This window comes from Shewanella mangrovi (genome assembly GCF_000753795.1).
Classification (GTDB): Bacteria; Pseudomonadota; Gammaproteobacteria; order Enterobacterales; family Shewanellaceae; genus Shewanella; species Shewanella mangrovi.
Genome location: NZ_JPEO01000001.1, coordinates 507,009 through 533,303, shown reverse-complemented (window position 1 = coordinate 533,303; position 26,295 = coordinate 507,009). Strand labels below are relative to the sequence as shown.

Annotated in this window: 29 protein-coding genes; 9 read left to right on the top strand and 20 right to left on the bottom strand. The window is 46.5% G+C overall.

Annotated elements, in window-relative coordinates; genetic code table 11:
- Positions 1–15 precede the first annotated feature (15 nt).
- Entirely contained in the window at positions 16–1,383 is a 1,368-nt protein-coding gene (radA, locus tag HR45_RS02165) for a DNA repair protein RadA (protein ID WP_037439220.1), read from the bottom strand.
- Positions 1,384–1,534: 151 nt separating this feature from the next.
- On the opposite strand from radA, the gene HR45_RS02160 reads away from it, so the two are divergent.
- A complete protein-coding gene (locus tag HR45_RS02160) occupies positions 1,535–3,925 on the top strand; it encodes a PilZ domain-containing protein (RefSeq protein ID WP_037439218.1) in 2,391 nt (796 codons plus the stop codon).
- Positions 3,926–3,945: 20 nt separating this feature from the next.
- Here HR45_RS02160 and serB read toward each other — a convergent pair whose 3' ends face one another.
- On the bottom strand, positions 3,946–4,914 hold the full coding sequence (gene serB / locus HR45_RS02155) for a phosphoserine phosphatase SerB (protein WP_037439216.1): 969 nt from the start codon (positions 4,912–4,914) through the stop codon (positions 3,946–3,948).
- 80 nt (positions 4,915–4,994) lie between these two features.
- Here serB and HR45_RS02150 point away from each other — a divergent pair, with 80 nt between their 5' ends.
- Positions 4,995–5,630 carry an AhpA/YtjB family protein gene (locus tag HR45_RS02150; protein WP_037439214.1) on the top strand — a complete coding sequence of 212 codons (636 nt, stop codon included), beginning with the start codon at positions 4,995–4,997 and terminating at the stop codon, positions 5,628–5,630.
- Between the two features lie 51 nt (positions 5,631–5,681).
- On the opposite strand, the gene HR45_RS02145 is transcribed toward HR45_RS02150, so the two are convergent.
- The 7 genes from HR45_RS02145 to rplU form a co-directional block, all read right to left on the bottom strand.
- Entirely contained in the window at positions 5,682–6,071 is a 390-nt protein-coding gene (locus HR45_RS02145; protein WP_037439212.1) for a DUF3718 domain-containing protein, read from the bottom strand.
- Positions 6,072–6,151: 80 nt separating this feature from the next.
- Positions 6,152–6,634 carry a type 3 dihydrofolate reductase gene (folA, locus tag HR45_RS02140; protein ID WP_037439211.1) on the bottom strand — a complete coding sequence of 161 codons (483 nt, stop codon included), beginning with the start codon at positions 6,632–6,634 and terminating at the stop codon, positions 6,152–6,154.
- A 12-nt stretch (positions 6,635–6,646) separates the two neighbouring features.
- On the bottom strand, positions 6,647–7,114 hold the full coding sequence (locus HR45_RS02135; protein WP_037439209.1) for a threonine/serine exporter family protein: 468 nt from the start codon (positions 7,112–7,114) through the stop codon (positions 6,647–6,649).
- Complete coding sequence (locus HR45_RS02130) at positions 7,114–7,872, bottom strand: threonine/serine exporter family protein (protein ID WP_037439208.1); 759 nt, start codon at positions 7,870–7,872, stop codon at positions 7,114–7,116. The genes HR45_RS02135 and HR45_RS02130 overlap by 1 nt, the downstream gene beginning before the upstream one ends.
- 25 nt (positions 7,873–7,897) lie before the next feature.
- Complete coding sequence (cgtA, locus tag HR45_RS02125) at positions 7,898–9,064, bottom strand: Obg family GTPase CgtA (RefSeq protein WP_037439206.1); 1,167 nt, start codon at positions 9,062–9,064, stop codon at positions 7,898–7,900.
- Positions 9,065–9,188: 124 nt separating this feature from the next.
- Complete coding sequence (rpmA, locus tag HR45_RS02120) at positions 9,189–9,443, bottom strand: 50S ribosomal protein L27 (RefSeq protein ID WP_037439204.1); 255 nt, start codon at positions 9,441–9,443, stop codon at positions 9,189–9,191.
- Between the two features lie 14 nt (positions 9,444–9,457).
- The gene (gene rplU, locus HR45_RS02115; RefSeq protein ID WP_037439203.1) at positions 9,458–9,769 is read right to left on the bottom strand and encodes a 50S ribosomal protein L21; all 312 of its coding nucleotides are present in this window, start codon (positions 9,767–9,769) and stop codon (positions 9,458–9,460) included.
- 266 nt (positions 9,770–10,035) lie between these two features.
- On the opposite strand from rplU, the gene ispB reads away from it, so the two are divergent.
- Positions 10,036–11,007 carry an octaprenyl diphosphate synthase gene (ispB, locus tag HR45_RS02110; protein ID WP_037439201.1) on the top strand — a complete coding sequence of 324 codons (972 nt, stop codon included), beginning with the start codon at positions 10,036–10,038 and terminating at the stop codon, positions 11,005–11,007.
- 98 nt (positions 11,008–11,105) lie between these two features.
- On the opposite strand, the gene mdh is transcribed toward ispB, so the two are convergent.
- Entirely contained in the window at positions 11,106–12,041 is a 936-nt protein-coding gene (mdh, locus tag HR45_RS02105) for a malate dehydrogenase (RefSeq protein ID WP_037439200.1), read from the bottom strand.
- Between the two features lie 277 nt (positions 12,042–12,318).
- On the opposite strand from mdh, the gene argR reads away from it, so the two are divergent.
- Positions 12,319–12,789, top strand: coding sequence for a transcriptional regulator ArgR (gene argR / locus HR45_RS02100; RefSeq protein WP_037439199.1), 471 nt, complete (start codon positions 12,319–12,321; stop codon positions 12,787–12,789).
- A gap of 63 nt (positions 12,790–12,852) precedes the next feature.
- Here the strand turns inward: argR and HR45_RS02095 are convergent, their stop codons facing one another.
- Positions 12,853–13,788, bottom strand: coding sequence for a Dyp-type peroxidase (locus tag HR45_RS02095; protein ID WP_037439196.1), 936 nt, complete (start codon positions 13,786–13,788; stop codon positions 12,853–12,855).
- A gap of 77 nt (positions 13,789–13,865) precedes the next feature.
- Positions 13,866–15,572, bottom strand: a complete 1,707-nt coding sequence (gene ggt, locus HR45_RS02090; RefSeq protein WP_037439437.1) for a gamma-glutamyltransferase — start codon at positions 15,570–15,572, stop codon at positions 13,866–13,868.
- A gap of 243 nt (positions 15,573–15,815) precedes the next feature.
- Here ggt and HR45_RS02085 point away from each other — a divergent pair, with 243 nt between their 5' ends.
- Complete coding sequence (locus HR45_RS02085; protein WP_037439194.1) at positions 15,816–16,220, top strand: hypothetical protein; 405 nt, start codon at positions 15,816–15,818, stop codon at positions 16,218–16,220.
- A 36-nt stretch (positions 16,221–16,256) separates the two neighbouring features.
- Here HR45_RS02085 and HR45_RS02080 read toward each other — a convergent pair whose 3' ends face one another.
- From HR45_RS02080 to HR45_RS02070, 3 genes are all read right to left on the bottom strand, one after another.
- Positions 16,257–16,850 (bottom strand): glutathione S-transferase N-terminal domain-containing protein, encoded by a 594-nt coding sequence (locus HR45_RS02080; RefSeq protein ID WP_037439435.1) that lies wholly within the window; start codon positions 16,848–16,850, stop codon positions 16,257–16,259.
- Between the two features lie 8 nt (positions 16,851–16,858).
- On the bottom strand, positions 16,859–17,593 hold the full coding sequence (locus HR45_RS02075) for a ferredoxin--NADP reductase (protein WP_037439193.1): 735 nt from the start codon (positions 17,591–17,593) through the stop codon (positions 16,859–16,861).
- A 93-nt stretch (positions 17,594–17,686) separates the two neighbouring features.
- Complete coding sequence (locus HR45_RS02070; protein WP_037439191.1) at positions 17,687–18,286, bottom strand: DUF5610 domain-containing protein; 600 nt, start codon at positions 18,284–18,286, stop codon at positions 17,687–17,689.
- 155 nt (positions 18,287–18,441) lie between these two features.
- Between HR45_RS02070 and HR45_RS02065 the strand changes: the two genes are divergently transcribed.
- Positions 18,442–19,932, top strand: a complete 1,491-nt coding sequence (locus HR45_RS02065; protein ID WP_037439189.1) for an FMN-binding glutamate synthase family protein — start codon at positions 18,442–18,444, stop codon at positions 19,930–19,932.
- Between the two features lie 109 nt (positions 19,933–20,041).
- A complete protein-coding gene (locus HR45_RS02060; RefSeq protein WP_037439187.1) occupies positions 20,042–20,257 on the top strand; it encodes a hypothetical protein in 216 nt (71 codons plus the stop codon).
- Between the two features lie 17 nt (positions 20,258–20,274).
- Here the strand turns inward: HR45_RS02060 and HR45_RS02055 are convergent, their stop codons facing one another.
- Entirely contained in the window at positions 20,275–20,541 is a 267-nt protein-coding gene (locus tag HR45_RS02055; RefSeq protein WP_052074423.1) for a hypothetical protein, read from the bottom strand.
- 295 nt (positions 20,542–20,836) lie between these two features.
- Here HR45_RS02055 and HR45_RS02050 point away from each other — a divergent pair, with 295 nt between their 5' ends.
- Positions 20,837–21,022 carry a hypothetical protein gene (locus tag HR45_RS02050; protein WP_037439180.1) on the top strand — a complete coding sequence of 62 codons (186 nt, stop codon included), beginning with the start codon at positions 20,837–20,839 and terminating at the stop codon, positions 21,020–21,022.
- 30 nt (positions 21,023–21,052) lie between these two features.
- Here HR45_RS02050 and aroG read toward each other — a convergent pair whose 3' ends face one another.
- The 3 genes from aroG to glnK form a co-directional block, all read right to left on the bottom strand.
- Positions 21,053–22,114: a 3-deoxy-7-phosphoheptulonate synthase AroG gene (aroG, locus tag HR45_RS02045; protein WP_037439178.1), complete on the bottom strand. Its 1,062-nt coding sequence runs from the start codon at positions 22,112–22,114 to the stop codon at positions 21,053–21,055.
- Between the two features lie 271 nt (positions 22,115–22,385).
- The gene (locus tag HR45_RS02040; protein ID WP_037439176.1) at positions 22,386–23,633 is read right to left on the bottom strand and encodes an ammonium transporter; all 1,248 of its coding nucleotides are present in this window, start codon (positions 23,631–23,633) and stop codon (positions 22,386–22,388) included.
- A gap of 20 nt (positions 23,634–23,653) precedes the next feature.
- Positions 23,654–23,992, bottom strand: coding sequence for a P-II family nitrogen regulator (gene glnK / locus HR45_RS02035; protein ID WP_037439174.1), 339 nt, complete (start codon positions 23,990–23,992; stop codon positions 23,654–23,656).
- Positions 23,993–24,248: 256 nt separating this feature from the next.
- On the opposite strand from glnK, the gene HR45_RS02030 reads away from it, so the two are divergent.
- On the top strand, positions 24,249–24,791 hold the full coding sequence (locus tag HR45_RS02030; protein WP_037439173.1) for a hydrolase: 543 nt from the start codon (positions 24,249–24,251) through the stop codon (positions 24,789–24,791).
- 71 nt (positions 24,792–24,862) lie between these two features.
- On the opposite strand, the gene nrfA is transcribed toward HR45_RS02030, so the two are convergent.
- Positions 24,863–26,263 carry an ammonia-forming nitrite reductase cytochrome c552 subunit gene (nrfA, locus tag HR45_RS02025; RefSeq protein WP_037439172.1) on the bottom strand — a complete coding sequence of 467 codons (1,401 nt, stop codon included), beginning with the start codon at positions 26,261–26,263 and terminating at the stop codon, positions 24,863–24,865.
- Positions 26,264–26,295: the final 32 nt, after the last annotated feature.

Below are 26,295 nucleotides of genomic sequence, written 5' to 3'. Positions count from 1 at the left end.
CGCCTTAGGTAAAATCTAAACCAGCGCATCCAACGCTTCGCTAAGCTTGGCCACTCCGACCACAGACATGCCTGGTGGTGCTTTTTTTGGTACGTTGGCTTTGGGCACAATCGCACGTGTAAAACCATGCTTAGCGGCCTCAATTAAACGTTCTGTACCATTCGGCACCGGCCGAATTTCGCCAGACAACCCGACTTCGCCAAAGACAACAAGATCGCGCGGCAATACAATAGAACGAAAACTCGATACCATTGACAACAACAGGGTCAAATCAGCACTGGTTTCCGACACTTTCACCCCACCAACAACGTTCACAAACACATCCTGATCCGACATCTGCAGACCGCCATGGCGATGCATAACGGCGAGTAACATTGCCAAACGGTTAGCATCAGTTCCCACTGCAATCCGTCTTGGATGACCTACTATTGATTGGTCAACCAGCACTTGCAGCTCGACCAAAAGAGGTCGTGTACCTTCCCACACCACCATCACCACCGAGCCAGGCGCCGCTTCATCTGCGCGCGATAAGAAGATCGCAGACGGATTTGCGACTTCACGTAACCCCTTTTCTGTCATGGCGAAGACACCAAGCTCGTTGATCGCGCCAAAGCGGTTTTTATGAGATCTCAGCGTGCGATAACGACTGTCAGTATCACCTTCAAACATCACCGAACAGTCAATACAGTGCTCCAGTACTTTAGGACCGGCGAGACTGCCGTCTTTGGTCACATGACCAACCATAATAATGGCGATATCATTTTGCTTGGCAAAGCGAGTCAGGAAAGCGGCTGATTCTCGTACCTGTGCGACACTGCCAGGAGAAGACTGCACGTCGCTGATATGCATCACCTGAATCGAGTCGATGACGATAATTTTCGGCTTTTCACGTAATGCGATTTCGCAAATAACATCAACGCTGGTTTCCGACAGCATTTTCAGTTTATCCGTCGGTAACCCCAAGCGATGAGCTCTCATCGCGACCTGCTGCAGTGATTCTTCACCAGTCACATACAAAGCAGGCATTGTCTGCGCCAACGAGCACAAGGTCTGCAGCAACAAGGTACTCTTACCTGCTCCGGGATGACCACCGATCAAAATTGCACTGCCAGCGACAATCCCGCCGCCGAGTACACGATCAAATTCGGTAAAACCGGTGGCAATTCTCGGTACCTCATTAAGATCAATTTGATCTAATGTCTGCACGCTACTGCCAGAACTGCCAGCATAGCCGCTGAACTTATTTCCCTTGGCGGCGGTGACTGCCCCTAAGCGAACTTCGGTAATAGTGTTCCATTCATGACAAGCGCTGCATTGCCCTTGCCAACGGGGAAAATCTTGTCCGCATTCGTTGCAAACATATGCTGTTTTATTTTTCGCCATAAGAAATGTAAATGATCAACCTGAAGAAAAATATCTGATATAACCTTATCTTAACTAACTGATTGTGGCGGATATAGCTTTAGTTTTTTGGTATTTTGCCGACAACTAATTATTAGCGATCTCAGTGTAACACTGTTTTGGGGTGAAACGGATGAGCCCAGAAGCTCACGCGAGCTTGATTGAGCAGCTCAAGCCGATGATGATGGAACCGAATTTCGATGACATTTTCACTCGCTTGACCGCCAAAGAATCAAATTCAACACGCTTTTTGCTCAAGATGGAAATCAACCGTCTTGCATCCCCATGCCTGCGTATCATAGATCTCCGCGATAAAAGCGACCAAGCCTGCACAGAAGTCACCGTTGCAGGCCAGCGTCATTTTCTCGATGAAGCGGGCAAACAAGATTTTGAAACTGCGCTAGCCCTGTATCGCAATCAATACACTATGGGTGTCTATGAGCATGTAATGAACATGCACAATGAGCGAAAACGGCGCCAACGTTCGCTACAAAATGAGCTGGATGAGGGAGAGGACTCCTTCAAGGTTCGCGGCATTATTTTAGGTAATTACATTCGCCGCACCGAAGAGCGTATGAATTACAGCATCAAAATTTTGGTATCTCAGCCCGGAAGACGAGAGGTTGCGGGCTCGACTATCGATTTATCGGTAGGTGGTGCGCGGATAAAGCTGCCAGCTAACCATAATCTTAATCTCAGCCAACCTCTGCTGATTAAGCTGATTGAACTCAGTGACGAATATTACTTCGCAGATCTGCAGCAAGGTGTTGAATATCAGGTCGCTGATGCGGTGACCAAAGATGATGACTGTGTTCTGCGACTGAAACGTTCAGGTGGCAGCGAACAGTTATCTGAGATGTTAGCGAATCTTATTCGTGGCTTTAAATTTCGTTATAAGGTCGACATCAACGATGTGCTGGTGAACGCCAGTGGCATGGGGTTTGAGCGCCACTACCTGCCACATTTTCCACATTTGCCCGTATTTATTGAGCGTAATGAGCAAGGCCAGTACCACGCCAGCACTATACTGCTTAGTCGCGATAACCAAAGCTTGTTACATCATTTTGTTGACGAAAAAGAGATCAATCAGCTTCCGGCAATTCTAGATGCTCAACGGCTAGCAGCGCTCATTGATGCCCCCGAAGACAGTCCACACGCATTACTGTTTAGCTTTACCTACCAAAGTCAGGGGCGAATATTTTTTTACTGCGCGACCCTCGCAGAGCTACAACAGCAACCAAGCCTATTACCGCTGTTTTTAGGTTTTGGCGCACAGAAAGCAAGTTGGCGAGTCTATCGTTTGTATGTGAATAGCATTGATCACAGTCAATCCTATAAAGCATCGATTCTGCCCGGTGATGATCAAAACTACGCCGCACTGACGGAACAACAACTTTCACGTTACACCCATATAGTGCAACTCTATGACTGCACCAGCAAAACTGGACAAAGCCGCTATCAAGCTTGGCAATACTCCACGACCGCCAACGAACTTAAACGTTTTGGTCTGAAAAAGCTCGATTATCAGGCGATTCGTCCAATCGCGATGCAGTTCAGTGAGCGTCGCCAGGAGCCACGTTATTCGTTTAAAACCAGCGTTATGATTAGCCAAAATGGTGCTGCGTACACTGGCGTCACTCAAGACATCTCAAGTCGTGGTTTGCAACTTAACTTCGCCCAGCCCGTAACATTAGATCCTAAACAAGAAATCGTACTCAGCTTTCCAAAACTGCAAGAGTTGTCGCCTAAGTCAAAATTACGTGAGCTGCCCTACCGCTTAGTCAAAAGCCGTAAAAATGGTATGACACAGCATCTCTCGGCAGTTATTGGCCACGATGTTCACACTGGCGTTGAGTTTTTAAATAGATTGATCATTCACAATCGCGCCAAACTGGATCAGCTCAGCGAACATAACGTCGAGATAAAAGAGCTGGCCGATGCGCTGAAAAACCAACTTATGCGTCATTTACGCTCCGTGCCCTATATGCTGGAAAAAACCAGCAAATCATATCGGGTTGCCTGCATCGGCATAGGTATGACCCGCGATCCAATCAGCGACAGATTTGCTTGTGATCGTGAGCAAAAACTACAGTTTGAGCTGTCGCCGTTGTTGGCTAATGGCCACTTAAAGCAGGATATCATCAATCCAATCAAAGAGATGAAGCCGCAGCAGAATAGTAATTTTACCGAAATATTTGCCGTGTCCGTTGGGCCTAAAAACAACAGTAAGCTGGTGCGATGCCAATATATCGACAGCTTTTCCTCTGCGCTGGAAGAAGTCCGTTATATTAAACAAGCGGATGATATCGGTGAGTTTGTTGCGTTTAGAATATATCGGGCAGCAACAGGAAAGCCGGACCTGTCCTATCTACAGCGGGAACTAGAATATATTCGTCTGCACGCGATGCACCGCGAAAAGCAGTTGGAGAGCTTGCTGTGGCGTATCGCTGGAGTCGGTGAAATCGCCGATGTAAGTCTGGAAGTGCGTTGGCGTTACCCAGAGCTGCATCAGCTTGCTGAATAACGCCCGATACTAAAAACCACTTACGCCTGTAAATAATAAGGCAGTACTTCAAGCCCCAACTGACTAATCGCAGCGTTAGCGGCCGCCGCCAACTTAGGTTTGGCATGATAAGCAACGCCGAATGCTGCAGCTTGCACCATCGGGATATCGTTAGCGCCGTCGCCGATAGCCATAGTTTGAGAGTGAGTTAGCTGCCACTGCGCAGCACAACGCGTTACTGTGTCGGCTTTGAATTGCGCATCAACAATGGTGCCCGTGACCTCTCCGGTAAAAATACCATCTTGCAACACCAATTCGTTAGCATAGGCTGCATCAAAGCCTAATAGTTGCTTCAGGTGCCCGACAAACGGCGTAAACCCACCTGAAGCGACCACCGTACGCCATTGATGTGACTTTAACTCAGCAATCATGCTTTCCAGACCTGGACTAAGCGGCAAACGGGCGCAAAGGGCATCAATAATCTCTCGATCAGCACCTTTAAGCTTTGCCACTCGCGCACGCAAACTCTGCTCAAAATCCAGCTCGCCTTGCATTGCGCGTTCAGTCACTTCCGCAACCTCTTGGCCAACCCCTGCCGCGGCAGCCAACTCATCAATGCATTCAATCTGAATCGCGGTCGAATCCATGTCCATCACCAATAAACCGGGCGTTGTTAACTCGGGTAATTTGGCATCAATATCGATCAACAACCATTCGGTATCTGCTAACAGACTTAACTGTTCGGTTTCTGCTGCGGTCAAGCTTCGGCTCAGTACCAATTCCAGTCCAAGTAGTGATTGTTGTCGTTGAATTTCGGCCAAACTCACAACCGGCAAATTCACGATGTAGCCAATCACCACGGCTTCTGCTGTTGGAGAAAAAACGAGTCTTAACCTTGGGCCAGAGGTATGTTGTCCCTCTTCATGCGCGAGCCATTGCTGTTGCTCACTGACATAACATTGTTTGCCTTGGAGTGGTTGTCGCTGAATACAGGAAAACGCTACGGCCATGCTCAAAAATTCTCCGTCTGGGCTGTGGTCAAATTATCCATTATGATTAACTAACCACCAGCGGTTAACTAAGGTACAAAGTGTTATTGTTCAAAGGTCTAAAAGCCACTCACACCATTATTCGTTTGCTGCAGATTGCCTTAGCGATAACGCTGATTATTGGCTTGGTGCAATTGTGGCAGACCAGCCTACTACAAGGCCAGCAGCTTCTAAAGACTCAAACAGAAAAGATGGCACGCTTAATGGTGCAACAGACCGCTTATGGAGCCGCACCAGCGCTGCAGCTCCAGAATGACGAACAACTGCAGTGGCTCACATCAGCATTGGTGGAAGATCCCAAAGTGATGGCTGCGACCATCTATAACGCTGAAGGCATGCGTTTATCATTTGCTCAAGATGTTAACGATGACGACATTGCCCCTGATGCACCAGAACTCGAGACGCTGCTGGCGCCATATCCGCCTTATGTAGAAGCCATTATTCAACAAGGTGAGAACCTAGGATTTATTGAGGTTAGACTCAACCCTAGGCTGTTTTTTGACGAAATTAAAGCGGCACACCAACAAAATATGCAACAGCAACAAATGATGCTACTGGTAGCCGGCGTGATCGGTATGCTGCTATCTCGAGCGCTATCATTTAAGCGCGCCGCTGCTGACCGGCGTAGAACGAGAATTAAGCGTAACCATAAGCGCAAACGACAGCCTCAATCCTGACAACAAAAAAGCCGGCACTAAGTCCGGCTTTCTTATTTCACCCACAACATATTAGTTACCGAGGCGGTCTTTAATTGCAGCGGTGATTGGGCTGCCAGAGAAACCATTCGCATCGGCCCACTGCGCAATCGTCTTACCATCTGATTCAGCAGCTTGCAGCTGGCCCGTTAGCAGGCGCTTAGCTACGTACTCGCCAGTATCATTGGCATTTGAGTGATAAGCAAAACGCAACAGACTTTCGCCATTACAAGCGATGTCAGTATAGATATTGCGTAATTTGAGGCGATGTTCTTTTAACTGATCACGCAGACGCATAGTGTTATTTGCTTGAACTTCAGCACAGATGTTAGCGGCGATGGAATCGTCAGCTTTTGCTGAAGTCACCACACCCATTGACGCTGAAACAGCTACCAGCGCTAATGCAACAGGAAATAAGCGCATTATTCACTCCTAATCTTTTTTGTAATTTTATTGGCCAAGGCCTTTGTTACACAGGGTATTACATTTTAAGCAAGGCGAATTTAACATTTTTTCGTAAGGCTGATAAAGCGAAATTCCAATCCATTGTCACTTTTACCAACTGTCTCACTTTCTATTTGCCAACTACCATCATCCCAATCGGGAAAAGTGGTATCACCATCCACATCTAATTGAATTTCAGTGAGATAAAGTCTTTGCGCTAATGGCAATGCCTCACGATACAATTGACCACCGCCAATGATAACAACCTCTTCAACGTCACCTGCAGCTAGCAGAGCCTCCTGCAACGACGCGACGAGAGTGATTCCGTCTGCGTGATAATCCTGCTGGCGACTGACTACAATATTGCAACGGCCTGGTAACGGACGTCCTATCGACTCAAATGTACGGCGCCCCATAATCACAGGTTTCCCCAGCGTCATAGCTTTAAAATGACGCAAATCTTCCGGTAGGTGCCATGGCATTTGGTTATCTTTACCTATGACTCGGTTATGTGCCATGGCGGCAATCATCGCGATATGCATCATCTTTTCCTATTAAATAATGGGACGCGTACGGTAATACACAAGCGCCGGCATTGCCAACCCTACCGATAATGCTCCCAAAATAAATATCGTTTTTAATCCGTTTGTTACGGCACTATTGAGTAATTCCGGCTGCAATGAGTGACTCGCCGTTAATTTCACTATAGCAATGACAGTGTTAAACGCATAAGAACCGGGGATCATCGGAATAATTGCGGCAACTGCATACAACAGCGGCGGCGCTAAGTGCCGTTTTGCAAAGGCAATCGTTATTACACCGATAAGGGCCGCTGCAACAAACGTTGCCCATTCAATAGGTAAACCATAGCGGAGCATGACTGTTCTGGCGCAATGTCCTATCGCGCCCGCAATCGCGCAGAAAATAAGAAAACGTTTCGGCACATTAAACAACATAGCAAAACCGATGGCTGGAATCGCCGCGAAAAAAGCATCATTGAGCAGCAATAATAGCAAGGACATTACAATAATCCTCCAAGCTGCATGGCAATGGTAATGCCAATCACCGATGACACTGTCATCAGCGTTGCCTGGCCCCAGCGGGAAATCCCAACATTCATGTGCCCCTTCACCATATCGGAGATGGCGTTAATCATTGGGAAACCTGGCACAAGCATCAGCACCGCGGCAGCCATAGCCAACTGTGGCGTTGCCGTAATGGGTTTCAAATAGCCGAGTTGCGCCACCAATGTAGTGATGAATGCTGTAATGGCGAAATTAACTAACACGTTAAAATGACGCGCGGCGAGGATCAGCCGCACGTACATGCCGCAAGCAGACGCCAGAAAAGTAATGAGGCACGCAATAACATCGCCACCAGAAAGATGGCAGAAACTGGCACACGATAGTCCAATGACAGGTATAACAACCCAACGGGGATATGAACGCGGATGGATGCGGGCTAATCTCTTACGGACTTCATTGGGGCCATAGAGGCCTTTTTCAGCGAGTAAACAGATACGTTGTAATTCGCAAACCACGGCCATATTAATGCCGTGTTCGCGAATACGCCTTGTGGTGGTGACGCAGCGGCCATGAACCAAACTGGTCATCACCAAGGCATTAGAAGAGATAGAGAGTTCGACGCTGGCGAGGCCTAGCGCACGTCCCAGACGTTGGCTGATCTCTTCAACCAAATCTGACTCTGCGCCATAGGCCAATAATAACTGCGCGGCCCGGACAACCTGCCGGGTGATATCGTTTTGGGTATCAGCGTACACAGGAAGTCAGGCTCTCACTTAGTTACTAGCGTTGGTAAATAACCTCAACATCGTAATCATCGTCGTCGAAGTCGTCATCAAATTCATCATCATAGTCAGGGTTGAGCTCGTCAACACTTTCTTTGTGGTAATTATCCCACTTGAATTCAACTTCTTCTTCGGCGTCCTTCTCACTTTCATCATTTGGCAAGGCAGAGATGAAATCGTACAGCTTCTCGGCAAGCTCTGCTGTACCTTCGCGAGTATAAGCAGACATAGTGTAGACATCGCCTTCCCAGCCGATTTCCTTCACGACCTTGGCAATCTTTTCGTCTAACTCTTCTTTCAGCAGCAGATCGGCCTTGTTAAATACTAACCAACGCGGCTTAGCCGCTAATTTTGGCGAATATTTCTCTAACTCGGCAACGATTGCCGTCGCGGCATCTGCTGGATTTGAACCATCAATAGGCTCGATATCCACAATATGCAATAAAATACGGCAGCGTTCGAGATGCTTAAGGAAACGGATCCCCAAACCAGCACCTTCTGCAGCACCTTCAATCAAACCAGGAATATCTGCGACAACAAAACTTTGTCCTGGACGAGGATTGGCAACCCCAAGATTAGGTACTAGCGTTGTAAACGGGTAATCAGCCACTTTAGGAGTCGCACGTGAAACGGCGCGAATAAAGGTCGACTTACCTGCGTTAGGCATGCCCAGCAAACCAACATCTGCCAATAACATCAGCTCCAAACGCAAGCTGCGGACTTCACCCGGTGTTCCCATGGTCTTTTGACGTGGTGCACGGTTGGTACTGCTTTTAAAACGCGTATTCCCCAAGCCGTGGAAACCACCTTTGGCGACCAATAGCTTTTGGCCATTTGTGGTCAAATCACCTAAGACCTCATCAGTGTCTTCATCGACAGCGCGAGTCCCCACCGGCACCCTCAGCACTAAATCGCCGCCACTATGCCCAGTACAATCACGACTGCGGCCATTTTCACCACGCTCAGCAGCATGGAAACGCTCAAATCGGTAGTCGATAAGTGTATTGAGGTTTTCATCGGCTAACAGATAAACACTGCCACCATCGCCCCCATCACCACCGTCTGGTCCACCATCAGGAACATATTTTTCACGACGAAAGCTTACGCAGCCATTACCGCCATCGCCCGCTTCGACCCTGATCACTGCCTCATCAACAAACTTCATACATTCTCCTGGCTGCTACAGATGGACAAAGTATACTGTTTCCGCTCTATTGCTGCCAAAATAACCAACATACAAAACAAAAGCCCCACCAATGGCGGGGCTTATATACTGCAGGAACTAAACCTTATTCTTCGATGCTAACGAATTTACGGTTGTTAGGACCTTTAACTTCGAACTTCACTTTGCCGTCTGTCAGTGCAAACAGAGTATGGTCACGACCAATACCTACGTTTACACCTGCGTGGAATTTAGTACCACGTTGACGAACGATGATGTTACCTGCCAGTACAGATTCACCGCCGAAGCGCTTTACACCAAGACGTTTACTTTCTGAATCGCGGCCGTTACGAGTAGAACCGCCAGCTTTTTTGTGTGCCATGAGTCAGACTCCTATTAAGCGTTGATAGCAGTGATTTTAACTTCAGTGAACCACTGACGGTGGCCAGTTTTCTTTTCGTGATGCTTACGACGGTTGAACTTCTGAATAGTCACCTTTTCACCACGACCATGGCTAACAACAGTAGCAACCACTTTGCCGCCAGCGACTAAAGGGGTACCTACTTTAACGTCTTCACCGTTTGCAACCAGCAGAACCTGATCAAATTCAACGGTTTCACCGGTAGCAACTTCGATTTTTTCTAAGCGAACAGTGTGACCTTCAGCAACACGGTGTTGCTTACCACCACTTTGAAAAACAGCGTACATAGCTATTTTACTCCGAAATTCTTAGCACTCAGGATGTAATAACGCTGAGCGCCACAAAAACTTTAATGACAATGGGCGCGGATTCTACGCGAAGAATCCAACACTGGCAAGCCCTAATTGGCAGCGAGATAAAAAAGAGCAGTTTATTACACACAACACTCGCTTAAGTACTGTCTTAACAGTCAATTTTAGGTAAAATCCTGCGGCAGATGTAACTCAAAACAAGCAAAACGGGTGGCAACATTCCCGTAAGATCTAGGTCTAATATGGATTTAACCGCAATACGTCAGTTAGCCGATGCTGACATGCAAGCAGTCAACCAACTGATTTATAAACAACTAGAGTCAGACGTTGCGTTAATCAACCAACTGGGATTCTACATTATTAATGGCGGCGGCAAGCGTCTACGTCCATTACTATCAGTGCTTGCTGCCCGTGCTGTTAATTATAACGGTGGAGACCACGTTAAGTTAGCTGCAATTGTCGAATTTATTCACACTGCATCTTTATTACATGATGATGTAGTGGATGAATCGACCTTGCGCCGTGGACGTGAAACTGCCAATGCGCTATTTGGCAATAGCGCTAGTGTATTAGTGGGCGACTTCCTTTATACCCGAGCCTTTCAGATGATGACGGAGCTTGAGTCAATGAAAGTGCTGCGCGTACTTGCCGACACCACCAATATCTTGGCCGAGGGTGAAGTATTGCAGTTAATGAACTGTAATGACCCTGACACCAAAGAAGAAACCTACATGCGGGTTATCTACTGTAAAACCGCCAAGCTGTTTGAGGCGGCGACACAGCTCGCATCGGTTGTCGCAGGGTGTGAGCCCCTTGTTGAGCAAGCAATGGCTGACTATGGTAAATATCTAGGTACTGCTTTCCAGCTAATTGATGACTTACTGGACTACACTGCGGATACTGAAGAACTCGGAAAGAATATCGGCGATGACCTTGCCGAAGGTAAACCGACACTGCCGCTTATATATGCTATTTCGAATGGCGATGCGAATGCCCAACAGATTATCCGTACCGCCATTGAACAAGGCGATGGTACAGACCATATCGATACTATAGTGGCAGCCTTAAATGATTGCGGCGCATTAGACTACACCTATCAGCGAGCTATCGAAGAATCAGAAAAGGCAATTGCGGCACTCGCTCCGATTGCCGAGAGTGATTTTAAACAAGCGCTTATCGGTTTGGCTAAGATAGCGGTATCCAGAACTCATTAAGCTTAATTGCGGCGCTACAACATTAGCCACAATTACGTCCAAGTAAGAAGCGGAGCATAGGCTCCGCTTTTTAATAGGTACGATTGATTTACTAAGTCTTATTTAACGAAATCAACACCTAACTGAATATCAGCATTCAGCGTGTCCAGCATACTGTCACGCGCTTGCGCTTCAAAAGCACTCAACTCACCATAAGGCAGCACTTTCTCAATACCGTTCTTACCCAGAAGTACTGGTTGTGCAAATAGTGGAGCATGCTCACTACCACCATCAACATAAGCACATTCGATGACATTTTCTTCGCCGAGCAGCCCGCGCACCAGAGAAAGCCCAAATCGACAAGCTGCTTGTCCCATTGACAAGGTAGCACTGCCTCCGCCGGCTTTGGCTTCAACCACTTCAGTACCCGCATTTTGGATACGTTTAGTCAGGGCTGCCACTTCTTCATCCTTGAAGCTGACACCTGCTACTTGAGACAATAACGGCAGAATCGTGACGCCGCTATGACCGCCAATGACGCTCACTTTCACATCCTTTACATCGAGTCCTTTAAGTTCAGCAATAAAGGTCTCAGAACGGATGACATCGAGAGTGGTCACACCAAATAAGCGGTTTTTATCGTAAACACCCGCTTTTTTAAGTACTTCCGCAGCAATGGCTACAGTGGTGTTCACAGGATTGGTAATAATACCAATTAATGCTTTGGGACAAGTTGCAGCGACTTTCTCAATCAAGTTACGCACAATGCCCGCATTAATGTTGAACAGATCAGAGCGATCCATACCCGGTTTACGCGCCACGCCTGCAGAAATCAATACAACGTCAGCGCCGACTAGCGCTGGCGAAGGATCCTCTCCAGAAAATCCCTTAATTTCAACTGCAGTGGGAATATGACTTAAATCTACCGCAACACCAGGAGTAACTGGGGCGATATCATACAAAGACAGCTGAGAACCAGCAGGTAATTGGGTCTTCAGCAAAAGTGCTAGAGCCTGGCCAATACCACCGGCGGCACCAAGTACGGCAACTTTCATAGTATTACTCCGTCAATCATCGGACTTTTTTGTGATGTAGATCCAACTTTAGTGTGTTGTGAATTTAAATCATGATCACAAAAGCCGCAATTATCCCTTAGTCATAGGGTAGATCACTAGTTTGAAACGGGATTCAATAGTTACAAATCGACATGTCTACAAAAGCTTACAGCCTAAATATGCATTATTATTCACTCAATCTGACTATTCGTTGACACTATTTTGAAAAATATGCAGTATGGCGCTGTCTAAATGAATACCTGGAAAAGATAACAGAATGAAAACAGCAAAAAGCCAGGATGATCTTATCAAGACATTCAAAGCACTATTGAAAGAGGAACGATTTGGTTCTCAAGGGGAAATCGTTAGTGCACTACAGACTGAAGGCTTCAACAACATCAATCAGTCAAAAGTGTCACGTATGCTCAGTAAATTCGGGGCGGTTCGGACCCGCAATGCCAAACAAGAAATGGTGTACTGCTTACCTGCCGAATTAGGTGTTCCCACGGCCGGCAGCCCACTTAAAAATCTGGTGCTCGATGTCGATCACAATCAGGCGATGATTGTTGTTCGTACCAGTCCAGGCGCTGCCCAACTGATCGCGCGGTTATTGGATTCCATTGGTAAGCCGGAAGGCATACTGGGCACCATTGCCGGTGACGATACGATTTTTATCTGTCCGGCTAACATTAAGCAGATTGATGACACCTTAGAAACAGTGAAGTCACTTTTTAACTACAGCGAATAAGCTGAGTTATGCCGATAAAAAAACGCACCTTGAAGTGCGTTTTTTTATTTTCTAGAGATGCTATTAGTCATTATATTGCATGAGAAAGTCTAGAGAAGGCGCAAAAAATGATGACCCACTCACGGCTTGGGTAAAGTGCAACATATGGTCATGGTGGCCTCCACCATCTCCGTGGATCATGCTAGCAAGCATTTTTTCAAAATGCAGCGGTGTTCGGCAAGTTGAGATAAACATTAGACCTTGTTGTTTCAAACCACCGTAGGGCATGCTTTGACGCAGGATTTCCATTGATTCACCATTGTCATATTTCAGATTTACCCGTTTGATATGACTGGTCAACGGCTTTTCATCAGACTCATATTCGATATTATCTTGCTTGGTGCGCCCGATAATATCTTCCTGCTTTTTCAGAGGTAAACGTTGCCACTTTTTCATGTTGTGGGCATATTTCTGCACGTGAATATAGCTTCCACCGCGGAATGCCATATCTTCATCACCGACTAATGCCACTTTCTGACGGTTACGCCCCTTAGGGTTTTCGGTACCATCAACAAAACCAGTTAAATCGCGGTTATCCATATAACGGAAGCCACGTTCTTCCTCTTGCAGTTCGGCCAAATCCTCTAGCATGTCATAAACGTCATTGGCGACTAGATGTAGAATATCCAACCGATCACAACGCAAGTGAATAAACAGATCGTACTCGATTGCGGGCGCATCGCGATTTCCCTCCTCCATCGCAGGGAAAGGTCTTAGTAAAGCTGGTCGTCCATCGGGATAGAGGTTATCCCAATAATTGGCCCCAACCGCAATAAAACCATTAAATGCGCTATCTGCATATTGATCCGATAACTCATAGATATGCTGAGCTATGCTAGCCAAACAGGGACGCATTTGTGCCTCAGAACCCTCAACGACGTTAAACATCAAATAGATGCTGTGCAGATTACCCTCTGCACAAATTCCCAACTGTTCACGTGGCATATCGATAATATCCATCAAGATACCTTTAAATGCAGATCAAATTTAGGCCACATTATCCGCTTACACAGACAAATGTTAAGCCGTAATTTATTTTAATATCCAGAAACTTGACCGTCTTTGCGGCTTTCAGATGCTCCGCGGTAAACACCTGTATCGACATCTACGCCGATCGCTTGATAACCACCAAAGGCACCAAGTGAATCACGCAGAATATGTCCTTTTTTCATCAACTCGCGACGGGTTTCCATCGGAAAGCCCGCTTCCAGGCTGACGTAGCCACCGTCTTCCATCTGCTCACCCGTTGGTTGAGTAGAGCCAGTATGTAAAATCCTCGGAGCATCGCCAGCTTCCTGTAAATTCATACCAAAATCAATGATATTGATCAGAATCTGTGCATGCATTTGTGGTTGAGTCGCACCACCCATCACGCCAAAACTCAGCCAAGGCTTACCATTCTTCGTCACAAACGCGGGAATAATCGTATGGAAAGGCCGCTTTCCAGGTGCATAGCTGTTAAATTTGCCAGGCGTCAGATCAAACAGCTGTCCACGGTCTTGCAACACAAAGCCCAAATCTGGCGGGGTCATTCCAGAGCCCATACCACGGTAATTACTCTGGATCAGCGATACCATATTGCCATCGGCATCCGCTGTCGTTAGGTAGACGGTGTCGCCATGCAGTAAATTCGGATTACCCGGCTCAACACTTTTGGCAGCTTTATCGCGATCAATTAGCTGTGCTCGCTGATAGTTGTATTGTTCAGATATCAGCTGCTTAACCGGAATATTGTTGAAGTCAGGATCACTATAAAATTTTGCCCGATCTGCAAAAGCGAGCTTTTTCGCTTCAACAAACAGGTGGACATATTCAGGACTTAACGGCCCCATCGCTTTAAGATCGTATGGTTCCATGGTTTTGAGGATCTGCAACGCCGCAATTCCCTGCCCGTTAGGGGGTAATTCCCACACATCATAACCACGGTAATTAGCCGACACAGGTTTAACCCATTCACTATGGTGTGAAGCTAAATCCTCGTATGAAAGATAGCCCCCTTGTGCCTTAATATACGCCGCAATACTTTTGGCAATATCACCTTTATAGAAGACGTCACGTCCACCTTTTGCAATTTTCTCCAGTGTATTAGCCAACGCCGGGTTTTTAAAAATTTCTCCCGTTTTAGGCATTGCACCATTCGGCATATAGGTTTCTTTAAACCCCGGAAATTTACCTAACCGCTTAGCACTGCGTTGCATGTAATATGCGATTAACTCCGATACCGGAAAACCATTACGCGCGTACGCAATAGTCGGTGCCAGATTTTTCGACATAGATAGCTTGCCAAACTTTTTATGTAGCTCGTACCAACCATCTACCGCTCCGGGCACAGATACCGGCAAAGGGCCGTACGGAGGCAAATATTTCAGTCCCATCTTCTGCAACATGTCTAATGTGAGCGATTTGGGGCTGCGGCCAGACGCATTTAGTCCGTATAGTTGTTGCTCTTTAGCGCTCCAAACAATTGCGAATAAGTCACCGCCGATACCTGCTCCTGTGGGTTCAACCAGTCCAAGCATGGCATCAGCCGCTATCGCAGCATCGACGGCACTCCCTCCCTGCTTTAGTACATCCAAGGCGACTTGGGTTGCCAATGGCTGACTGGTAGCTGCCATGCCATGAGAGGCATAAACCTCAGAGCGACTGGCAAATGCAGCGCCGGTGACACGGTCATAAGCGAACGACGTAGTAACAAATAGAGCACCGACGAAAAGTGAGCTAAGGCCCCAGCAACAAACTCGCATGTTTTCTCCCAAAGAATGCTCTTTCATAAGCTGACAACGAACATCAGATTGCCGCTTTAACAAGGTAATCATCGAAAAGTAGCATAATTGTGAAGATTTGTTGATCAACGCTGCTGTAATAAAACATTTCAAAAAGAAGCAACTAGCCTTAAATGCGCTAAAACGAGGCTAATTTAGCCCAATAACATATAAATGCTGCACTACACTTAAATGGGTTATCGCGCAAGCTTGGGGACGTAAGGTATGAATCTGGTGATTTTACTAACGGTGCTACTGGTACTGTTCTTAGCATTTATGCATTTGTTGGCGCCTTCACGTTCCAAATTGCAAAAAGCGTCTGGCAAAGCCAGAAACCCCTATCATGCTGTAAGTATTACTAGCGACGGAAAATGCTGTGATGCCGCTGCTGCTATCGAGGGTAAACGTTATCTTTCTGCCGATGCGCCGACGTTACCGCTTAAACACTGCAATGAGGATTTTTGCCATTGCCGCTATCTGCATTTTGAAGATAGACGCGTGCCCGGTAGTGACCGGCGATTAGATTATGGCATCACCCACGACCTTTACGGTGCCTTTGGTGAGGTTAATCGTCGTAAAAAGCCAAGAGGTAGACGTGTAAGCGATAAGATTGTCATCCACGGATCATAACGCTCGTTAATCCTGCAATATTCCGTAATCAGAGACTCAGACAGGCGCGGTTTGCTCAAAGCATGGCTGTTGCGATAGCGCTTTCTGGCATAAATCTATCGATGGCGCGACTTTGCGCCAATTCAGTTCTGGGCAACGGAAATCTAAATAATCGACCACACATTTAAGCATAATATGCCGCACATCAAATGATGTTGCCGTCATACCGCTGCGCTCAACTTCCATTAATGAACGCAACACAGCTTGTTCGTGACGCATTAGCCATTTTGACGAACCACAATGTTGCTCAAACCTTTGTACTTCCATACGCAACCCAAAAGCCGCGTCCATGATTCCTTTCAACAGCGAAAACTGGGTGGCGGCTTCCCAGTCATTAGCTTTAAAAAATAGAGATCCATTTTGATGAGGTTGTGCATCCAGATAACGCAGAATCACTTCACTGTCATATAAAGCCGCACCGTCATCAGTGATAAGGCAGGGAATTTTCCCCAGAGGATTGGCCTCCAGCAACTCAGCATCATCAGCGAACGGGTCACACAGCTGCTCGTTGACACCAGCAAGATTTAAATATCGCCATGCGACGCGTACTGCTCGAGCATAGGGAGACGCTGCTGAATACAATAGTTTCATGATCTTGGTTACCAATATTTTTCTGTAGTGATCTGCCCCGGTTTGCGCCGTAGATTTTTAGAAAACCCTCGTTCACTAAGTAGAAGGTTACATTCTTTAATCATTTCAGGATTGCCGCACATCATTATCTGGCTCTGGTCTGGCGACAACGCTATCCCCAGCATCTGCTCTAGCTCACCAGAACTTATGCCTGTGGTGATCCGTCCGGCAAAACTGTCGGGATGCAACTCTTGAGTCATGGCCGACAAAAAATGGAACTGCTTATGTTGTACTTGCAACTGGCCAATTAACTCCCGATAGGCGAGATCTGATGCTTGCCTAATACCGTAAATTAAAATGACTTTGCTAAAGCGCTGCCATACCTGTGGCGCTTGCAATATCGATAAAAAAGGCCCGACGCCCGTTCCGGTGGCTAACATCCACAGATGCTCCCCTTGAGCGGGTATTTCAGATAAGGTGAGAAACCCCGTTGCACTGGTGGTGATATCGACCCAATCCCCCGCTTGTAGTTGATGTAATCGCGGTGAAAGCTGACCATCAGGCACTTCCATGGCGAGAACTTCGCTGTAATTCGTCCCAGGAGGGTTAATCAAAGAATAAGCCCGCGCCAGACGGCGCTCTTCAGCGGGCAAACTCAACTTAACAAACTGCCCGGCCTCAAATTGTAGCGATGCCGATAAACGGAGACTAAACAGCCGCTCATTCCAGTCGATACGCTCAATGACGTTGGTACTTTGCCACATAAGATTTCCTCCCGTCATAGTCACTTTAGCTTAACTCGCTGGCGCAAAAATAAAACCCCAACAAAGTGGGGTTTTATCCGTTCGGATAATTGGCTATTCAGTAGTGCTACTAGTAGCGTCAGATGGGCCTAACAAATCTTGCTGGAATTTCTGCAACCCTTGCTGCACGAAGTCATAGGTGGTGTCCACGCCATCCGCAATATCTCCATTGAGCACATTCAATTTATCGAGAATATCGCGCGCTTCGGCAAAGCCTTTATCGATGGCGCCACCGATTATGTCCATAAATCCGCTTAGCTGATCTTCAAACGAAGATTGCTGATTTTGCTGTTGATAAACAGAAAAAAACTGCGTTGCAAAATCTACAATTCTTCCCGCTGTCGCTTCTGGTGAATAATCCACACCGCTTGTGGCAATGGTTTGTAGCGGATTATCACCCAATGCTGGTTTCAACTCTTCATTAATGGCTTCCAACGCCGTGCGATAAAGCAATGCAAGAGGCTGATCGCCAGCACTCAAAGCAACATCTTCCTGCGCCGACAATACCGCAGCATTCATCAAGTCGCGGCTCTGAGCGCGAATACTTTTATTACTGGCAACTTCAGAAACGGCTTTACCGTGGTTACCATCTACGGTAGCCGTCTTGTCTTTAGCAACTTGCGACACCTGATAGCCATGATTTTGCACTTCCATAACCCATGCTCCGCTGTGAAGATATGATCAATTTTATCGACCATTATTTATACAAGTTTAGTTGCTGTTTAATAAATATCCCGTAAATGCGTATGATGTAGACTAACCTAATGGGATGAATAGCAAGATAACGTCATAAAATTAAGGGAGAATTTATGACTGATACGCAGTGGTTTATTTGGGGACTCGAACTTTTTTCCAGCTTGTTCTTAATTATCGTTGGCTGTGGAGTTCTGTTGCTGCTTTATATGTACCTCGCTGACCGATTACAAACTCGCCAAGCCGTAAGGCACAACTATCCAATTATCGGCAGGTTTCGCTATTTTTTTGAAAAGCAGGGTGAGTTCTTTCGACAGTACTTTTTTGCTATGGATCGCGAGGAGCTACCGTTCAACCGTGCCGAACGTAGTTGGGTGTATCGCGCGGCTAAAAATGTTGATCGCACCATCGCCTTTGGTTCGACACGTCCGCTGGATGCAAACGGATCTATTTTATTTCTTAATACCGCCTTTCCCAACGTTGAAGGAGAAAGCGTCGCCTCCGCGCCAATTACCATTGGGGAGCTCTGCGAACACCCCTACATCACCGACAGAATTTGCCATATTTCCGCCATGAGCTTCGGTGCATTATCTCGACCAGCCGTTACCGCCCTATCCCACGGTGCGGCGATGGCCGGTTGCTGGCTCAATACTGGTGAAGGAGGTTTAAGCCCTTATCACCTAAAAGGGAACTGCGACATCGTATTTCAAATCGGTACCGCAAAATACGGTGTGCGTAATGATAAAGGTCATCTTGACCACAAAAAGCTACGTCAGCTAGCCGCTAAACCTCAAATTAAGATGTTTGAGATAAAGATGAGCCAAGGCGCTAAACCTGGCAAAGGTGGCATCTTGCCCGGCATTAAAGTCACCGAAGAGATTGCTACAATCCGAGGTATTCCTGTCGGCCAAGATTCTATTAGCCCCAATGGCCATATTGAGTTTCAAACTGTGGGCGACATTCTCGATATGATCCACAAGGTGCGCCGCATCACTGGCAAACCGACAGGAATCAAATTCGTTCTCGGTGAGCAACATTGGCTTGCAGCACTATTTGCTGAAATCAACCAGCGCGGTGCAGCATCCGCCCCCGACTTTATTACAATTGATGGAGCAGAAGGTGGTACCGGTGCAGCGCCACAACCTTTGATGGATTATGTCGGTCTGCCACTAAAAGAAAGCTTGCCAATTGTCGTGGCACTACTTAAACAAAACGGATTGAAAAACCGAGTCCGTGTCATTGCCTCAGGTAAGTTAATCACACCGTCGCGGGTAGCATGGGCACTGGCGCTGGGGGCTGACTTTATCGCCTCAGCGAGAGGAAACATGTTCGCGCTTGGTTGCATTCAAGCACTGCAATGCAATAAAGATACCTGCCCAACAGGGATAACCACGCACAACAAAAAGTTACAGCAAGGCTTAGACCCACGAGATAAATCGGTCAGAGTGGCAAACTACAATCGAATTTTACATCACGATTTAGGAATGTTAGCGCACACCTGCGGCATTAATGATCCTCGCGAACTGTCTCCACGACATATCCGTATCGTCACCGAAACCGGCTTCAGTCAAGCTTTGGACGACAGTTATCGTCATCTGGAACGTTAAAAAACTTGTGCTCTTACAAAAATATAGAAAGTTACATTGTGCGCCGCATCACACAAATGGTAATATTTAATGCCAAAGTCACAGACTTTCTTATTTGAGAGGAGCAAGGATGAAAACTAGTTACGTGAGCCTGATGCCCGGCACAGACTGCGTTAAAGAGGCATCCTTTAGCTGCAAGAGCTGCAGCCGCATGATCGAAATTGAAGGTGAGATGTTGTGTTATCGCAGCGGTAAAATTACCGGTCTAAAGCCTATAAACCCTGTTGATGGCTGTAAGAATCTGCTCTGTGATGGCTGGGAGAAAGACCCGTCTTCAAACGACTAAAAGATTAACCATCCGCATTATTGCGGATGGTGAGCGACGGCAGTTTTATCAATCGACGCATAAAGCGCTTCATAATTTATCCCACCCATTTTCTTTTCTGACTTCATTGCTAACGTCAAACCTCGTGTAGTAATGATAAGTCCTGCGCGCAATTCGGTGTGTAACTGCGACAATTGCAGTTCATCCAAACCACGTTTTGTTAAGGTGGCAGATAAACTGCGCCAATCGGTGGTAACCTGATGTTGTGTGCCTTCCAAGCTGACTAACAACGAAATATTGTCCATATATCTTCTCCAGATTCTCTCTGTGTGGCGTCATTAGATACTAGCCAGCAGTTGCTGAATCCTCCCTGAATCTTGACCACGATATTGCACTAAAAATCAACCTTATAAAGGAACGAATGACTATGTCGCATACGGCCCAGTATCATTTTGCAACTTTTTTAGCATTCGCAGCGTTCACGAGGTTATGTCGGCTAGTTTTCTTTGGTAATCTAAGTTGAGCAGATAACAAGGGACTGATCAAAGCTAAGACAGGAGCTAACTAGATCTGTATAACTAAAGCAAGAAAGGTCCCCTTATGCCGGATTCAAAAAGTAAACATCCACCACTGCCATTGGTGCAGACTTGGGTGTGGATGATGGTCGAATCAAACGTGCCAGAAATTCGAGAAAAAGGAAAAAATAATCTCATCGCGTGTTTTGGCAGTTTGGCAAAAGCCAATGAATATGTGCAACAACAGCTAGAAACAACAAAGGCACCCTAAGGTGCCTTTTTACTTGTCTGCGACGAACGCTTATTTGGTCGCTCGTCTACGCGCTAACACCGCATCATTCAGCGTTGCCAATAGCGTTTCTGTATCATCCCAACCAATACAGGCATCGGTAATACTCTGACCGTAGCACAGAGGTTGTCCAGGCTTAAGATCCTGACGACCTTCAACCAGATGGCTCTCCACCATGACACCAAAAATCGCGTTTTCACCGGCCGCCATTTGCTGAGAAATATCCTCAGCCACAACCATCTGACGCTTGTAGTCCTTATTAGAGTTAGCATGGCTGAAATCAATCATGATATTCGGACGCAGTCCAGACTTACTCAACTTGGCTTTCGTTTCTTGTACATGCTCAACGCTGTAATTCGGCGCTTTACCACCACGTAAAATGATGTGGCAATCTTGATTCCCTTTGGTTGAGACAATTGCCGAATGACCAAATTTTGTTACCGACAGGAAGTAGTGAGATGCACTGGCAGCCCCAATCGCATCAATCGCGATTTTAATATTGCCATCAGTACCATTTTTAAAGCCCACAGGACACGATAAACCTGATGCCAGTTCACGGTGCACCTGTGACTCTGTCGTGCGTGCACCAATAGCCCCCCAGCACATGAGATCCGCCAAATATTGCGGTGTGATCATGTCAAGAAACTCACCCGCAGTTGGCATGCCAGCATCATTCACTTGCAGTAATAAACGGCGCGCTTTACGCAAGCCATCGTTGATATCAAAACTCTTATCCATGTAAGGATCGTTAATCAATCCCTTCCATCCGACGGTGGTACGAGGTTTTTCGAAATAAACCCGCATTACCACTTCCAGCTGATCCTGATACTTTTCACGCAGCACACTTAAACGGCGGCCATATTCCAAAGCAGATTCAGGATCGTGAATTGAGCACGGCCCAATAATCACGAGCAAACGGTCATCAGCTCCCTTGAGTATATTGTGGATACTCTTGCGAGAGTTAAACACGGTTTCTGATGCTGCTGCGGTTGCCGGAAATCGTTCCAGAATGGCTATCGGGGGTAATAGTTCTTTTACTTCGTTAATTCTTAAATCATCATTCTGGTACAGCATGATTTCTATGAGCCTCTGACATTCTACGACACGAAAGTTATAATTTATACTTTTTACACATATGTTGCAATTATTGAACAAAGTTTATTAAAACACAGTTTCAACATATGAATCCACTAATGATATTGGCTTTTTAATTAAATATACGTAAGTCACCAATATCGCTGATTTTGCAGACTCAGTTAGCCAAAAGTTAATTGCAACTCACTGGTTTATGAATAAAAAAACAGGGCTAATTAGCCCTGTTTTTGTTCACATTACTGCGTTGTTATTATGCGTTTTTAACAGTAACGAATTCTGGGTAAGCATCAACACCACAATCGTAAGCGTCTACACCGTTATACTCTTCTTCTTCAGAGACACGGATACCCATAGTCGCTTTCAGGATTGCCCAGATAACCAGTGAAGTACCGAACATCCATGCGAAGATAGTCACAGCACCCAAGGCTTGCGCACCAAAGGTCGCATCAGCGTTAGATACAGGTACCACCATTACACCGAACAGACCGGCAACACCATGCACAGAACATGCACCTACTGGGTCGTCAATTTTCAAACGGTCGAAGGCAACGATTGAGAACACCACCAGAGCGCCAGCCACCAAACCTACGATACCCGCCATAACCAATGATGGACTTGCAGGGTCAGCGGTAATAGCCACCAAACCAGCCAAAGCACCGTTCAATACCATAGTCAGGTCAGCTTTGCCCCATACCATCTTACATACGATCAGCGCTGACACTGCACCGAATGCCGCAGCAGAGTTGGTGTTAACAAATACTTTTGCTACCGCAGATGCGTTTTCAGCATCAGATACCATCAGCTGTGAACCACCGTTAAAGCCGAACCAACCGAACCACAGGATAAAGGTACCAAGCGTTGCCAATGGCAGGTTACAACCTTGAATTGGGTTAATTTCGCCGTTAGGACCATATTTACCTTTACGTGGGCCAAGTAACAGTACACCAGCCAATGCTGCTGAAGCACCCGCCATATGTACGATGCCACTACCAGCAAAGTCAGAGAAACCAGCTGCAGACAGGAAGCCTGAACCCCAAGTCCAGTAACCTTCGATTGGGTAAAGTACCGCAGTCAAAATTACGCTGAAGATCAAGAATGCCCACAACTTCATACGTTCAGCAACAGCACCTGAAACTACAGACATAGCTGTTGCTACAAACACTACTTGGAAGAAGAAGTCAGATTCTAATGCATGATCGGCACCTTCTGCTTGAGAGCCGATTAAGGCACCAAATGATGGCAACCAGCCACCTTCAGTGTTGTCTACATACATGATGTTGTAGCCCACCAGCAGGAAGGTCACACATGCAATTGCATATAGAACGAAGTTCTTAGTCAGAATTTCAGTGGTATTTTTAGCACGAACCAAGCCGGCTTCAAGCATTGCAAAACCTGCTGCCATCCACATAACCAGAGCCCCTGACACCAAGAAGTAGAAGGTGTCCAGCGCAAAGCGAAGCTCTGTAACGGTAGTCCCCAATTTGGTTAATTCTTCCATTGTTATTATCCCCTTTCCCCTTAAAGCGCTTCAGAATCAGTTTCACCCGTACGAATACGGATAACTTGTTCCAGATCTGTCACGAAAATTTTCCCGTCACCGATTTTGCCTGTATGGGCAGCATTAGTAATCGCTTCCAGCAGGTGATCTAAGTTTTCTGCTTTTGTCGCAATTTCCAACTTCACCTTAGGCAGAAAATCCACTTGGTATTCTGCACCACGGTACAGTTCGGTATGCCCTTTTTGTCGACCAAAGCCTTTCACTTCGGTAACTGTCATGCCTTCAATCCCGATTGCCGCGATAGCTTCGCGAACGTCATCCAGTTTGAATGGCTTGATGATTGCGCTGACTAATTTCATCCAGACCTCCAAATCGCCTTTTGTAAGTAGTGTTGTTGAAACTTTTAATTCAAGCATCAGGCCAAAATGTTAATTTTTTGTTTTACAAAGAGTTAGCGCATAACACACCATTTTGGAGCGAATCTTTTGCACCAATAGGAAACAAGGTGAAGAAAATTGCACCATTTTGACACAACTCCTGTGCATGAGCTGCACCGTTGTCGTTCTCAAAAAATATGTCCTAGTATTGAAGTCCGTCACACTTATGGAGAGCACCGTGATAAACAGTAATGACTGCGTCTTTGTTCTGGTGGATGTTCAGGGAAAATTGGCGCGATTAATGTCAGAGTCTGAACGACTACACCAACGCCTTCTTACCTTGATAAAAGGTTTACAATTGTTTGATATTCCTCTGATATGGCTCGAACAGTTGCCAGATAAACTCGGTGCCACCAGTGAGGAGTTACGTACGGTATTGGCCGAGCAGCATCACCCGATCATCAAGCAGCATTTCAGCGGTTGGCAAAATGAAACCTGTCGCCAAACCCTGCAAGATTGGGGACGAAAACAGGTGATTCTTGCTGGAATTGAGGCGCATATCTGTGTTTATCAGACGTGTACTGATTTTTTAGCACAAGGCTTTGATGTACATGTAGTTCTTGATGCAATCGACAGCCGCGACCTAGAAAACAAGAAAATCGCCATAAAAATGATGCAAGCTCAAGGTGCACAGTTGACCCAAACTGAGTCATTGCTGTTTGAGTTGCAGCACATTGCCAGCGGAGAGCGTTTTAAAAAGTTATTAACGCTCATTAAATAGCCGATGCTCATCGCGACCAATAAAAAAAGCCTTCGCGAACGAAGGCTTTTGATTTCACAATACTTCAGGAATTAGTAAGTTGCTTCGCGTTTTTTCGCTTCAGCATCCCACACTGGTAACACTTCTTTCTTGAATGCTTCTTTATCTGCATTCAGTTTATCCATGTCCAATCCCACAACCGCCTGAGCTTTTGCTTTGGTAGAAATGTCTGGAATCGCTACTGGCTGTGCAACACCTTTAGCCGCCAGCAACTGTGCCAGTTTGATACGAGCAGAAGCTGCTTTATCAACTGCAGTTCCCAAAATGCGCAGCGCTTCAGTTGGGTTGTGTGCATATACGCCGTGAGAAGCGATAGAGTAATCCCAGCGCCATTGCGCGTGACGGATATCCATCAGAATTGGCTTCATTTCCGCTTCGGTAGCACCAGCTTGCCACGCAGCCCCAGCTTCAAAGTGAGCGTGTACTAACTGGGTTTCTGCAGCAGCTTTCAGCTCTTTAACTTTTGCTTTGCCTTTTTCGTACTGACCGACCATAAACTCTTTGCTTTGGGTATGGCAGCGAGCACAGGTCTCCTCAAAGCGGTCAAATGGGTTACCCACTTTATGATCTGTGTATTTACGGCCTTTATCATTGGTAACTTTCGGCATATGGCAGTCGACACAAGACACATTGTTAGCACCGTGTACACCACTTGACCATGTTTCATAGCCAGGATGCTGTGCTTTCAGCATTGGTGTTTTTGAGATTTTATGCGTCCAGTCAGCAAAGTTCAGGTTATCGTAGTAGCTTTCCATGGCCTCAACCGAGGTACCATTATCCCAAGGGAATTTCACAAAGCCCTTACGACCGTCGACTTTCTCAAAGTAATACTCAACGTGACACTGTGAGCACACCATAGATTGCTTTTGGTTACGTGTTGCTTTATCAAACGGTTGGCCGATGGTTTCAAAGGCGCGCTCTGCAAATGGACGACTCAAACGCAGTTTAGAACTGCCTTGCTCGTGGCAGTCTGAACAGCCGATGGTATTGGTGATTTCGCTACCACCTTTATACCATTTGCCAGTGAAGTAGCCGTCTTCACCCTGCTCTTCAATCACACGTGGTACATCCGGACTCTTACAGCTCCAGCAAGCCATTGGCATTGGACCATCTTGATTAGAACGTGGGGCACCGGTACGCAATGTGCCACGAACATCACTTACTGCATACATATGACCACGAGGTGCATTGTAGTCTTTGGCAAAACCATATCCTGCCCATAACACGACAAGGTTAGGATCGGCTGCGAGCAAATCTGTGTTGTCTTTGCTTTCGGCAGTGTCGTGCCAAGAAGCATATTGAGGTTTAAATTTATCTTTGTAGACTTGGCTACGCGGTTCAGTTTTGTCACTGGCGAATGCGCTGGCAGCCATCACTGTGGCAGCCATCAGCATGCTAGCGGCGATAGATTTTCTGCTGAAGTTTTTCACCATCTCATCTCCGTGTTATTTTCGTTGTTGCGTTG

Coding starts and splice junctions, on each gene's coding strand:
- radA (WP_037439220.1), bottom strand. CDS start 1,383: ATGGCGAAAAATAAAACAGCATATGTTTGCAACGAATGCGGACAAGAT.
- HR45_RS02160 (WP_037439218.1), top strand. CDS start 1,535: ATGAGCCCAGAAGCTCACGCGAGCTTGATTGAGCAGCTCAAGCCGATG.
- serB (WP_037439216.1), bottom strand. CDS start 4,914: ATGGCCGTAGCGTTTTCCTGTATTCAGCGACAACCACTCCAAGGCAAA.
- HR45_RS02145 (WP_037439212.1), bottom strand. CDS start 6,071: ATGCGCTTATTTCCTGTTGCATTAGCGCTGGTAGCTGTTTCAGCGTCA.
- folA (WP_037439211.1), bottom strand. CDS start 6,634: ATGCATATCGCGATGATTGCCGCCATGGCACATAACCGAGTCATAGGT.
- HR45_RS02135 (WP_037439209.1), bottom strand. CDS start 7,114: ATGTCCTTGCTATTATTGCTGCTCAATGATGCTTTTTTCGCGGCGATT.
- cgtA (WP_037439206.1), bottom strand. CDS start 9,064: ATGAAGTTTGTTGATGAGGCAGTGATCAGGGTCGAAGCGGGCGATGGC.
- rpmA (WP_037439204.1), bottom strand. CDS start 9,443: ATGGCACACAAAAAAGCTGGCGGTTCTACTCGTAACGGCCGCGATTCA.
- rplU (WP_037439203.1), bottom strand. CDS start 9,769: ATGTACGCTGTTTTTCAAAGTGGTGGTAAGCAACACCGTGTTGCTGAA.
- ispB (WP_037439201.1), top strand. CDS start 10,036: ATGGATTTAACCGCAATACGTCAGTTAGCCGATGCTGACATGCAAGCA.
- mdh (WP_037439200.1), bottom strand. CDS start 12,041: ATGAAAGTTGCCGTACTTGGTGCCGCCGGTGGTATTGGCCAGGCTCTA.
- argR (WP_037439199.1), top strand. CDS start 12,319: ATGAAAACAGCAAAAAGCCAGGATGATCTTATCAAGACATTCAAAGCA.
- HR45_RS02095 (WP_037439196.1), bottom strand. CDS start 13,788: ATGGATATTATCGATATGCCACGTGAACAGTTGGGAATTTGTGCAGAG.
- ggt (WP_037439437.1), bottom strand. CDS start 15,572: ATGCGAGTTTGTTGCTGGGGCCTTAGCTCACTTTTCGTCGGTGCTCTA.
- HR45_RS02085 (WP_037439194.1), top strand. CDS start 15,816: ATGAATCTGGTGATTTTACTAACGGTGCTACTGGTACTGTTCTTAGCA.
- HR45_RS02080 (WP_037439435.1), bottom strand. CDS start 16,850: ATGAAACTATTGTATTCAGCAGCGTCTCCCTATGCTCGAGCAGTACGC.
- HR45_RS02075 (WP_037439193.1), bottom strand. CDS start 17,593: ATGTGGCAAAGTACCAACGTCATTGAGCGTATCGACTGGAATGAGCGG.
- HR45_RS02070 (WP_037439191.1), bottom strand. CDS start 18,286: ATGGAAGTGCAAAATCATGGCTATCAGGTGTCGCAAGTTGCTAAAGAC.
- HR45_RS02065 (WP_037439189.1), top strand. CDS start 18,442: ATGACTGATACGCAGTGGTTTATTTGGGGACTCGAACTTTTTTCCAGC.
- HR45_RS02060 (WP_037439187.1), top strand. CDS start 20,042: ATGAAAACTAGTTACGTGAGCCTGATGCCCGGCACAGACTGCGTTAAA.
- HR45_RS02055 (WP_052074423.1), bottom strand. CDS start 20,541: ATGGACAATATTTCGTTGTTAGTCAGCTTGGAAGGCACACAACATCAG.
- HR45_RS02050 (WP_037439180.1), top strand. CDS start 20,837: ATGCCGGATTCAAAAAGTAAACATCCACCACTGCCATTGGTGCAGACT.
- aroG (WP_037439178.1), bottom strand. CDS start 22,114: ATGCTGTACCAGAATGATGATTTAAGAATTAACGAAGTAAAAGAACTA.
- HR45_RS02040 (WP_037439176.1), bottom strand. CDS start 23,633: ATGGAAGAATTAACCAAATTGGGGACTACCGTTACAGAGCTTCGCTTT.
- glnK (WP_037439174.1), bottom strand. CDS start 23,992: ATGAAATTAGTCAGCGCAATCATCAAGCCATTCAAACTGGATGACGTT.
- nrfA (WP_037439172.1), bottom strand. CDS start 26,263: ATGGTGAAAAACTTCAGCAGAAAATCTATCGCCGCTAGCATGCTGATG.